This is a genomic window from Tildeniella sp. (assembly GCF_059505325.1).
Map to the genome: position 1 here is coordinate 127929 of NZ_JCACKI010000008.1, position 9123 is coordinate 137051.

The window sequence follows — 9123 nt, forward strand, 5'->3', positions numbered from 1 at the left end:
CGAACGGGTGGCAAGCGAGAGTGGTTAACTTTAGCTGAAAGCTCCACTCTGCTTGATAATGTAACTGAACTCGAATGACACCACAGAGGTTAGTGCAGCGTCAAGGGTAAAAATTAGGACTGGCAAATCCCTTCTAATCGGCGAAGTTGTCTAAAGCAGTGAGGTGCTTTATGCAAGAAAAATCGATTGCTTGATGAACAGACGAAGAACGCAGTCAGCTGCAAGAAGTGCTTAAGCAATTGAAGGGCAGCAGCCAAGAAGTTCAACGTGCCCAGATTCTCCTCAAAGCCGACATTAGAGGAGCAAACTGGACGGACGCGCAGATTGCAGAGGTCTTTGACAGCCGTACTAAAACGGTCGAAAATATCCGCCAACGGTTGGTCGGGAGGGGCTTTGAAGATGCCCTGAACGGTGTTCGTCGCAGCACGCCTCCAACCGAGAAGGTGTTCAACGGTGAGCAGGAAGCCCACATCATTGCGCAGATTGCAGAGGTCTTTGACAGCCGTACTAAAACGGTCGAAAATATCCGCCAACGGTTGGTCGGGAGGGGCTTTGAAGATGCCCTGAACGGTGTTCGTCGCAGCACGCCTCCAACCGAGAAGGTGTTCAACGGTGAGCAGGAAGCCCACATCATTGCGCTACGTCTGAAAGCACCGCCGAAAGGGTATGCGAATCTGCCACTGCGGCTCTTGTCACGCAAGGTGGTCGAACTGGGTATCGTTGATCGCGTCAGTCATGAAACGATCCGGCGCAGCCTCAAAAAAACCGGATGACCGAGATCGCAAGCTTGAGTAGCGGGTGATTCCGCCCACTAGGGATGCCGAGTTTGTCGCTGACATAGAGGCAGTACTCGCTACCGATGCAACCCTACAACCCTGATTATCCGGTCATCTGTAGGGACGAGCAACCCGTTCAGCTCCAGCGGGAGACTCGCACCCCAATCCTAGCCGCTGCCACGCATGGCAAACGGTCGATTATGAGTATGAGCGTGCTGGGACAGCCAGCCTCTTTATGTTTACGGAACCGTTGTCGGGTTGGCGCGAAGTGAGTGTTCGTCAAGGCGAACCAAAATTGATTGGGCAACGGAAATCGTTCGCTTACTAGAGGGTCGCTATGCCCATTGTGAACACGTGATTCTGCTTTGCGACCCACACGAACACTCATATCAAAGGAGCATGCGGCGAAGTCTTTGAGCCGTAACTGACGTGTCAGTTAGTGCGTCGCATAAAGTTTTGCCACACACCCAAGCATGGCAGTTGGCTCCACATTGCCGAAACTGAACTTAGTTCGCTCACTCGTCAGTGTGTCAGTAGCAGACGCGTGGGGAACATCAAGACCCTACAAGACAAAACGGCGGCTTGGTCAACTGAGGTCAACAAGACCCAGCGGGGTGTTGATTGGCAGATGAAAATCGATGATGCCCGATGCAAATTGACTTCTGTCTACCCTACAGTCAAGCTGTGACACTGCACTAGTTTGCGCTTGATCTGAAGCTGCCCAAGATCGCATCGAGTACTTTTTTGGCTTCTTCAGCCTTCGTTTTAGTCTCATAGTACTGATTGACCGCCAAGGCAAACTTGTTTAGGGTTTTAAACCCAGACTTAAGCTCGTCAAGGTCTTGAGGCGAAATCGGTTCTTCGAGCTTAAACAACGACTCAATTTTTCTCAGAACCTCAAGTGATTGATCTTTGGATTCCTGGGTTTTCAACTTCAAGGTTGCAAGATTAGATAACACTTGAATTGCCTGCGTGATCTCCTCCTCAGCGGTTTGGGGCATCTTTGATGCAGGGCTTGCAGCCGCTTCTGGCGCGCTGTGGACTGCTTCATCAGGCTCATCGGTAGTTAAGGCAACACTTGATGATTTTGGTGCTGCAACGTCAACTGCTTTGATCCCGTTTTTAGGAGTTGTCATGATAGTGATTCCTGCTAGAGCTGTGCGATCGAGAACAAGCAAGTTTTAGTATACGTCCTGTCATTGCTAGTTTAGCGCCCACATGAAACATTTGTACTATATTTGAGAGGTCGAGTGGAAAAGAGTCTCGCCTTGATACTGACATTGTCTTGAATTTAGGCAGTGCAGAGTCGCTAGTTCAACGATCGACCGCCGCACTCAGGCTTCGAGTGTGTGACAGCGAGAGAATTATTTCTCGCAGACGCTGCTCATCTGTAGGTCTACTTGAATGGACTGCTCAGTCTCTTTCTTGCTCGAAGAAGCGATACGCTCCCACTTTTAATGGTGATTCAAAAGACAAATGGAGTAGTAAGATTGCACAACACATATTTTAGAGGCTTCATTAGCACCCTTAAAGGAGCATTTTATGAATTAACTGATCTTTAGCTTTTGAAGCTCAAGTCGGTTACGGCATTGTTTAAGTATTTTTAACGTAGATGGCTTTCTTATGCACCAACGAAATCTTTTGAAATTGATTTGGCAAGCTTCTAAAGCCACCACCTGTAGAGTTGAATATGTTAAAGCCTGCTTGATTCAGAGGAGTAAAGCTAGTTGATTGCTAAGTTAGACGTTGAGTATGATTGTCTCAATCCTCCACTGAAGTGGGCTGGAGGAAAGCGCTGGCTTATACCAATTCTACAGAATGTTTGGAAGCATTATGCTCATCATAGACTAGTAGAACCATTTGTTGGCGGTATGGCTATTGCACTTGGATTGCAGCCCCAAAAAGCTTTGCTTAATGACCTTAATCCTCACTTGATCAATTTCTACTCCTGGCTTCAGAAAGGGCTTTATATTAATGCCCATTTGGAAAATGATTCATGCTACTACTATTCGAGCCGCAAGAAATTTAACGAGCTTATACTGACTGGAAAAGCCAACAGTAGAGAGGCTGCCGAGCTGTTTTACTTTATGAATCGTACGGGATATAACGGACTTTGTAGATTTAACAGTAAAGATCAGTTTAATGTTCCGTTTGGTCGTTATAAAACGATTAACTATGCAAAAGATTTTTTGCAATATGTTTCTATTATCGAAAGATGGTGTTTTTCTTCAGTTGATTTTGTTGATTTACGTCTTCAATCAACTGACTTTGTTTATGCTGATCCTCCTTATGATGTTCAATTTACACGATATAGCGCTAATGATTTTAAGTGGGATGATCAGGTTCGTTTAGCTCAGTGGTTAGCCTGTCATCCGGGACCAGTCATTGCTTCTAACCAGGCAACAGAGCGAATTGTTGCATTATATGAAAGTCTTGGTTTCTCGATACGCTTCATTGATGCACCAAGACGAATCGCCTGCAATGGAGACCGAAAAGCGGCGAGAGAGATCCTTGCTTACAAGAACGTCTTTCCTTGAGAACGATCGTTTTTAGCCGCCGATGGAGCAGAGCGAACTAGCCTACCTTAGCTGCTTCAAAAATGGTGAAAGGCGGTTAAATCTACAGTCAGTTAATCAGCATTAACACCTGCGATCGACTCATATTGAACTAAGCTCCTTTCGATGAGTTTTTTTTGGAAGCTGTGTGACAGTATGATTTAAACAGTTTGCTGCCACAGAGGTTGACCCATGACGGAGCCGCAACCACAACTTAGCCCGACTGAACTGCAAGCATGGCAGCGCGGTCTTGCCGAAGCAAACAAGAACAATATTCTCTGCCACTGCCGACAGTGCGATCGCGAGTGGATTGCCTCGACGAATGAGACTTGTTCCTGCGGAAGTACACGCGTTGAACACATTGCCTGCTGGCAGTTTCCCGACGACTAAATGTTTAGTAAGCGGGACATAAACGTAAGTAGAGACGTTACATGGGAACGTCCCTACAAATGAATACTTGGCTGTAGTATGGCTGCTATTCGCCGCCGATCGCCCAGTTGACTAACGTTCTCACGCCGTAGCCTGTGGCACCAGGGCTGTTGTAGCCATTCTCCTTTTCCGTCCAGACGGGTCCGGCGACATCGAGGTGCGCCCAGGGTGTTTCTTTGACGAACTGTTTGAGGAACAGAGCAGCGGTGATGGAGCCACCGGAGCGTGGTCCAGTATTCTTCATATCAGCGATCATTGATTTCATGCCATCGAAGTACTTTTCTTCCATTGGCATCTGCCAGATTTTTTCGCCTGCCAGTTCGCCTGCTTCAGTCAACTGATTGGCAATGTTGGGTTCAGAACTCCACAGTCCGGCAATGTCGTCACCTAGAGCGACGATGCAGGCTCCCGTCAGCGTTGCCAGATCGACGATCGCATCCACACCCAGTTTCTCAGCAAATACCAGGGCATCCGCAAGGGTCAGGCGACCTTCGGCATCCGTATTATTGATTTCAATCGTCTTGCCGTTCGATGCTGTGAGAATATCGCCAGGATGGATGGCATGACCGCTGATCATGTTTTCAGTGGCAGCCGTGATGAAGTGTATTTCGACATCCGGCTTGATTTGGGCGATCGCCTTGGCTGCGCCCAACGTTGCCCCGGCACCGCCCATATCGGTCTTCATCATTTCGATACCGCTGCCAGCACCTTTGATGTTAAGTCCACCAGAATCAAACGTCAGCCCTTTGCCAACGATCGCCAGTTTGCGACGAGGCGTACCATCAGGCTTATAGGTCAGGTGAATGAATTTGGGTGGCAGATCAGAGGCTTGTGCAACACCCAGAAAGGCACCCATACCGAGCTTTTCGCAATCTTCCTGCTCCAACACTTCGATCGCCAGACCATACTCATGGGCGATCGCCTCCGCCGTTTCTGCCAGCGTAACGGACGTGACGAAATTTGCAGGAGCCGCGACCAACTCACGTGCCAAAAAGACACCCGAAGCGATCTGGCGAGCGCGAAGCACAGCACTCTCTTGATCACCCAACCCTAAGAGTTCGATTTGCTCAATAGACGAGCCTTTGTCTTCCGTTTCCGATTTGAAGCGAGTGTCTTCGTAGAGAGCGAGTTCAGCGCCTTCCGCGATCGTCTGAGCCGTCAGTGCCGCATCGTCATGCCATAGCGGCAAACTGATACCCAACGATTTGCATTTTTCCTTCTTTGCCAGACGAGCACTCGTCGCCGCTGCTCGACGGATACTGTCCAGCTTCAAGCCATCGTGCTTACCCAAACCCACTAGAATGAGTTTACGTACCGCACTGCCTGAACCCACTCGTGTTGCCGCACTGCTCCCATCTTTACCTTTAAACTCTGTTTCTGCTATCAGCTCTTTCAGCGTGCCAGATAGCTTGTCGTCTAAGGCTACTAGCTCAGCCGTTAGCTCGTCGTCTTCAAACAGACCGATCGCCAAACCGTCCCCAGACCACTCCAAGAGAGGCGTACCTGTCGTTCGCAAATCCATGCAGCTTTTCCTCGTTGTCTTATTCAGATCTCTAGTATCGATCAAAATTCGAGGGGGAGACGGGGGCAGTTGTTAGTTGTTGGTTTTTAGTTGTTAGAAAAAGAGAATAGGGAGTGGGGAATAGGGAGTAGGGAGTGGAGTAAAGCCAAAACCTTCCCTGTCTCCCTTCATCTTCCTCAGCCTCCCTAGCCCCCTCATCTTCCCCATCCTTTCATCCCCCATCCCCTCTCATGGCTCATCTCGCTCAACGTCGCTCCGAAAACATCAGTGGTGATTTTTACGTTGACGCTACTTGCATTGACTGTGATACTTGCCGTTGGATGGCTCCCAGCGTGTTTTCTCAGGCGGGCGATCAATCGGCAGTTTATCATCAGCCTTCTAGCGAGTTAGAACGTTTGGAGGCAATGCAGGCATTGTTGTCTTGTCCAACCGCATCGATCGGTACAGTAAACAAACCGCTGGATGTCAAAGCGGTGCAGCAGAGTTTCCCGATTGCGCTTGCCGAGAATGTCTACCACTGTGGCTACCATGCGGAAAGCTCGTATGGGGCTGCCAGCTACTTGATTCAGCGTCCCGATGGAAATGTGCTGGTCGATTCGCCTCGCTTTGCACCACCACTCGTAAAGCGGTTAGAAGCGATGGGCGGTGTGCGTTATCTGTATCTAACTCACCGCGATGATGTTGCTGATCACGAAAAGTTTCATCAGCACTTCGGGTGCGATCGCATTCTCCACAAAGACGAAATCAATGCAGCCACGCGATCGGTTGAGATCCAGCTTTCTGGTACAGAGGTAATACAGGTTGCGCCCGATTTGCTGATCATTCCCGTCCCAGGACACACCAAAGGGCACACCGTTTTGCTGTATGACCAGACGTTTCTGTTTTCGGGTGACCATCTTGCGTGGTCGGACGATCGCCAACAGCTTATTGCCTTCCGCTCTGTCTGCTGGTACTCCTGGACGGAGCAAACGAAATCGATGCAGCGATTGGCAGACTATTCATTTGAGTGGGTGCTGCCCGGTCATGGTCGTCGGTTTCATAGCGATCGTGCGACCATGCAACACCAAATGCAGCAGTGCGTGACCTGGATGCAACGCGTGTAGTAGACTCAGACCTCGGAGGTCTTGAGAATGGGTTATGAGGGAAGGTCGGAGGGATTGATTTGCTGTTCGTATTGAGCGATCGCGTCTTCGATCACATCGACATCCACATCAGCACGATCGGACTTGGAGTAGATTGCTGCCGGGACAATGCTGTCAACGGCTTTGAGGTAGTAGATAAAAAGACGTTTGATAACTTCATCCAGCTATCGTTTTTTCTCGAAGAGCTTTTTGATCGATCGGTTGATCTCATGACGATCGAATCACTCAGTCCCTACATTGGTCTGCGCATTCTCGATGAGGTTGAGTATAGTATGTCGCCGTCGGCGCGTGAGTATTTACTGCACCTTCTCGACGAAACAACTTATATGGTCACGAGTTCTAATGGTTTGGAAAAAGCGACATTCTTTAAAGACGAGACTTTGAAACGAGCTTACGTTCGAAGTCTTAAGGTCAAGCGATCTAGTGAATCCAAAATACGTTTGTAGCGATCGCCGTTGAGAACCTAAATATCGTGTTGCAGTACTCAAACATTCTGTTGCAGTACCTGAATATCGTGTTTAGGTTCCTAATCATCGTGTTCAAGTACCTAAATATCGTATTTGAGTACCTGAATGTCGTGTTCAAGTACGCAAACATCATGTTCAAGTACCCAAACATGATGTTTGGGTTCCTAAATATCGTGTTGAAGTACCCAAACATCGTGTTGAAGAACCTCAATATGATGTTTGGGTTCCCAGATCTCGTGTTTGAGTTCCCAAATGTTAAGCAGAAGGCTAACTCAACTTGCCTACGCGAGCGGATTATGACTCTTGCGATCGTAGCGCAGCCAACTTCAACAACCCACGAATCGAAAGGTCTTCGTCTAGAGTCAGCCAATGAATGCCATAACCAGAAGGGGCAATGCGATAGAGTTTGCGATCGGTCTCACTTGCCTTTGCTAAGCGATCGGAAACGTGCGATAAAGGCAAGCGGTAGACCTGACCATCAACAGCCAAAATCATCCACTCTCCTTCAAAATCGACGCTTTCTACCTCATACTGTTTGCTCATTGTGGTGCTCCAAAAGCGGTTGCCCAGGCTTCTACGATGTCATCAAAGTGTTGCAAAATGATCTTACGGACTTCTCTAGTATCACGTGCCGACATATTGTAAGTGTAGGCTTCACGGATTTCATAAGCGTCTACATCCAGCCAGTACTTACAGTCTCTATCACCTTCTTGAGCATGAATATGAACGGGTTCGTTTCCTTCATTGGAGTAGAAGTGGAGCCGCCAACCCCGTAAATATAAAACAGTAGGCATAAACTATCATTACTCAACCTGAGTCCAGCCTCAGAGGTTGTTTGAAAAGTGTCTGGCGGTTAAAACCGCGACTACGTCAACAAAGTCCGCCTGCGCGGACGACCGCAGAGTAAGGGTTTTATCACCTGCAACGGCAGGTTTTGCCTCTGTAGCCGCGACTTCAGTCGCCAAGGCTACAAGCATCTGGACTTTTAAAACGTCCTCTCAACGCTTTTCTCAAGTTCAGCAGTAGCGATCGATGCAGTCAGAGATCGCCATAGGCAGCGTAGCGTAAAGAGGATGAGGGGTGACACCCATTAAACGAAAGCGATCGTTCTTAGCCAGAATCGGGATCGCATCAACCCTCACTGGCAGGAAACATTTTGACGAAGATTGTCCCCGTCCAACTGGATAACGGCACCGTTCTCTACATTGAAGCGCAGGACGAAGCAGAAGCGCCTCCCATAACGCCGCAGAGTCCTAGCGAAGAAACGATCGAACAACGGCGTGGCGGTGCAAAAGGTATTGGCGATCCCAGAATGCCGTTTCGTCCTAGCCCAACCCAATCAATGGAAATGGTACAAAATACCATCCGCACTTACACCACCTATTGTTTGGATGCGTTCAAAAACTGTGGCGCTGCCAACGTGGATGAAGTGACGCTAGAGTTTGGTGTGAACCTTAGCGCTGATGCTGGCATTCCCTACATCGCCAGCGGTAAAGCTCAGAGCAACCTCAAAATTACCGTCAAGTGCTCGTACAACAAACCAGTGATGGACGATGGCACTGTGGCTGTGACTGAACCATCAGTTATCAGCAGTAGGCAGTCGTTTACAGGCAATGGGCAACCATTTGCGGGTGAAGGTCAGTGGGCGATCGGCGATCGACCATAGGTGACAAAGTAGAAGATAACCGTCAGACTTCGAGCTGATCTCATGAATCGGTTGCTATTCATTCGTGTTGTCAAGCCTGACAAATTTCCAGCCTGCTTTGGTTAGCTCAAACGCATAAACCACTACATCACGCCCTGCTTTGTCTGGACAAGCAATACTGAATTGTCTTCGGTTCTTTCGATCGACGACTGGCTGTTTGTTTGTAAAGCACTGTGCTGCGTTGCTCTGCTGATTAAAGACCTCGCGGTACCGCCGATAGAGTTCAGCTTTGCTCTTGATGCTCTCTACCCCATAAGACATTCCTAGCGGAAATTTTGACAGCCTCGAAACCGTTTCTTTATTGCCCGAAATGACTGCTGTTTTGAATGTTCGCCAAAACGAGCTGAGTGCAGCGCTGTCTGGAGATGGCTTTCCCTGCCCCAAGACAAAAGAGGGACTGATTAATAACCAACATAGGGATAGAAGAACCACCTTCCTCATCGTGTTTCCTCAAATTAAAGCGGATAATCTGTAAGCTCGACTTTATCCAATTAGGCAGCGTAGCACAATAGGCTGAAACAGCAGTC

12 protein-coding genes are annotated in these 9123 nt (G+C 48.6%); 7 read left to right on the forward strand and 5 right to left on the reverse strand.

Going from position 1 to position 9123, the window contains the following annotated elements; genetic code table 11:
- Positions 1-227: 227 nt before the first annotated feature.
- Both AC5JO6_RS03940 and AC5JO6_RS03945 read left to right on the forward strand, forming a co-directional pair.
- On the forward strand, positions 228-773 hold the full coding sequence (locus AC5JO6_RS03940; protein WP_496079738.1) for a helix-turn-helix domain-containing protein: 546 nt from the start codon (positions 228-230) through the stop codon (positions 771-773).
- A gap of 86 nt (positions 774-859) precedes the next feature.
- Positions 860-1048: a hypothetical protein gene (locus tag AC5JO6_RS03945; protein ID WP_496079739.1), complete on the forward strand. Its 189-nt coding sequence runs from the start codon at positions 860-862 to the stop codon at positions 1046-1048.
- Positions 1049-1471: 423 nt separating this feature from the next.
- Here AC5JO6_RS03945 and AC5JO6_RS03950 read toward each other — a convergent pair whose 3' ends face one another.
- Positions 1472-1912 (reverse strand): hypothetical protein, encoded by a 441-nt coding sequence (locus tag AC5JO6_RS03950; protein WP_496079740.1) that lies wholly within the window; start codon positions 1910-1912, stop codon positions 1472-1474.
- Between the two features lie 591 nt (positions 1913-2503).
- Between AC5JO6_RS03950 and AC5JO6_RS03955 the strand changes: the two genes are divergently transcribed.
- On the forward strand, positions 2504-3313 hold the full coding sequence (locus tag AC5JO6_RS03955) for a DNA adenine methylase (protein ID WP_496079741.1): 810 nt from the start codon (positions 2504-2506) through the stop codon (positions 3311-3313).
- 210 nt (positions 3314-3523) lie between these two features.
- Positions 3524-3721 (forward strand): hypothetical protein, encoded by a 198-nt coding sequence (locus tag AC5JO6_RS03960; RefSeq protein WP_496079742.1) that lies wholly within the window; start codon positions 3524-3526, stop codon positions 3719-3721.
- Positions 3722-3806: 85 nt separating this feature from the next.
- On the opposite strand, the gene AC5JO6_RS03965 is transcribed toward AC5JO6_RS03960, so the two are convergent.
- Entirely contained in the window at positions 3807-5282 is a 1476-nt protein-coding gene (locus AC5JO6_RS03965; protein ID WP_496079743.1) for a leucyl aminopeptidase, read from the reverse strand.
- Positions 5283-5512: 230 nt separating this feature from the next.
- Between AC5JO6_RS03965 and AC5JO6_RS03970 the strand changes: the two genes are divergently transcribed.
- The gene (locus AC5JO6_RS03970) at positions 5513-6385 is read left to right on the forward strand and encodes an MBL fold metallo-hydrolase (protein ID WP_496079744.1); all 873 of its coding nucleotides are present in this window, start codon (positions 5513-5515) and stop codon (positions 6383-6385) included.
- Positions 6386-6456: 71 nt separating this feature from the next.
- Entirely contained in the window at positions 6457-6870 is a 414-nt protein-coding gene (locus AC5JO6_RS03975) for a hypothetical protein (protein WP_496079745.1), read from the forward strand.
- A 315-nt stretch (positions 6871-7185) separates the two neighbouring features.
- On the opposite strand, the gene AC5JO6_RS03980 is transcribed toward AC5JO6_RS03975, so the two are convergent.
- Entirely contained in the window at positions 7186-7434 is a 249-nt protein-coding gene (locus AC5JO6_RS03980) for a DUF2442 domain-containing protein (protein ID WP_496079746.1), read from the reverse strand.
- Positions 7431-7685 (reverse strand): DUF4160 domain-containing protein, encoded by a 255-nt coding sequence (locus AC5JO6_RS03985; RefSeq protein WP_496079747.1) that lies wholly within the window; start codon positions 7683-7685, stop codon positions 7431-7433. The genes AC5JO6_RS03980 and AC5JO6_RS03985 overlap by 4 nt, the downstream gene beginning before the upstream one ends.
- A 362-nt stretch (positions 7686-8047) precedes the next feature.
- Here AC5JO6_RS03985 and AC5JO6_RS03990 point away from each other — a divergent pair, with 362 nt between their 5' ends.
- Positions 8048-8557, forward strand: a complete 510-nt coding sequence (locus AC5JO6_RS03990; protein WP_496079748.1) for a CU044_2847 family protein — start codon at positions 8048-8050, stop codon at positions 8555-8557.
- Positions 8558-8611: 54 nt separating this feature from the next.
- Here AC5JO6_RS03990 and AC5JO6_RS03995 read toward each other — a convergent pair whose 3' ends face one another.
- Entirely contained in the window at positions 8612-9037 is a 426-nt protein-coding gene (locus AC5JO6_RS03995) for a hypothetical protein (protein WP_496079749.1), read from the reverse strand.
- Positions 9038-9123 lie beyond the last annotated feature (86 nt).

What these genes read in the sequence shown, in the direction of transcription:
- AC5JO6_RS03945 (WP_496079739.1), top strand. Translation starts at nt 860, where the DNA reads ATGCAACCCTACAACCCTGATTATCCGGTCATCTGTAGGGACGAGCAA.
- AC5JO6_RS03950 (WP_496079740.1), bottom strand. Translation starts at nt 1,912, where the DNA reads ATGACAACTCCTAAAAACGGGATCAAAGCAGTTGACGTTGCAGCACCA.
- AC5JO6_RS03960 (WP_496079742.1), top strand. Translation starts at nt 3,524, where the DNA reads ATGACGGAGCCGCAACCACAACTTAGCCCGACTGAACTGCAAGCATGG.
- AC5JO6_RS03965 (WP_496079743.1), bottom strand. Translation starts at nt 5,282, where the DNA reads ATGGATTTGCGAACGACAGGTACGCCTCTCTTGGAGTGGTCTGGGGAC.
- AC5JO6_RS03970 (WP_496079744.1), top strand. Translation starts at nt 5,513, where the DNA reads ATGGCTCATCTCGCTCAACGTCGCTCCGAAAACATCAGTGGTGATTTT.
- AC5JO6_RS03980 (WP_496079746.1), bottom strand. Translation starts at nt 7,434, where the DNA reads ATGAGCAAACAGTATGAGGTAGAAAGCGTCGATTTTGAAGGAGAGTGG.
- AC5JO6_RS03985 (WP_496079747.1), bottom strand. Translation starts at nt 7,685, where the DNA reads ATGCCTACTGTTTTATATTTACGGGGTTGGCGGCTCCACTTCTACTCC.
- AC5JO6_RS03995 (WP_496079749.1), bottom strand. Translation starts at nt 9,037, where the DNA reads ATGAGGAAGGTGGTTCTTCTATCCCTATGTTGGTTATTAATCAGTCCC.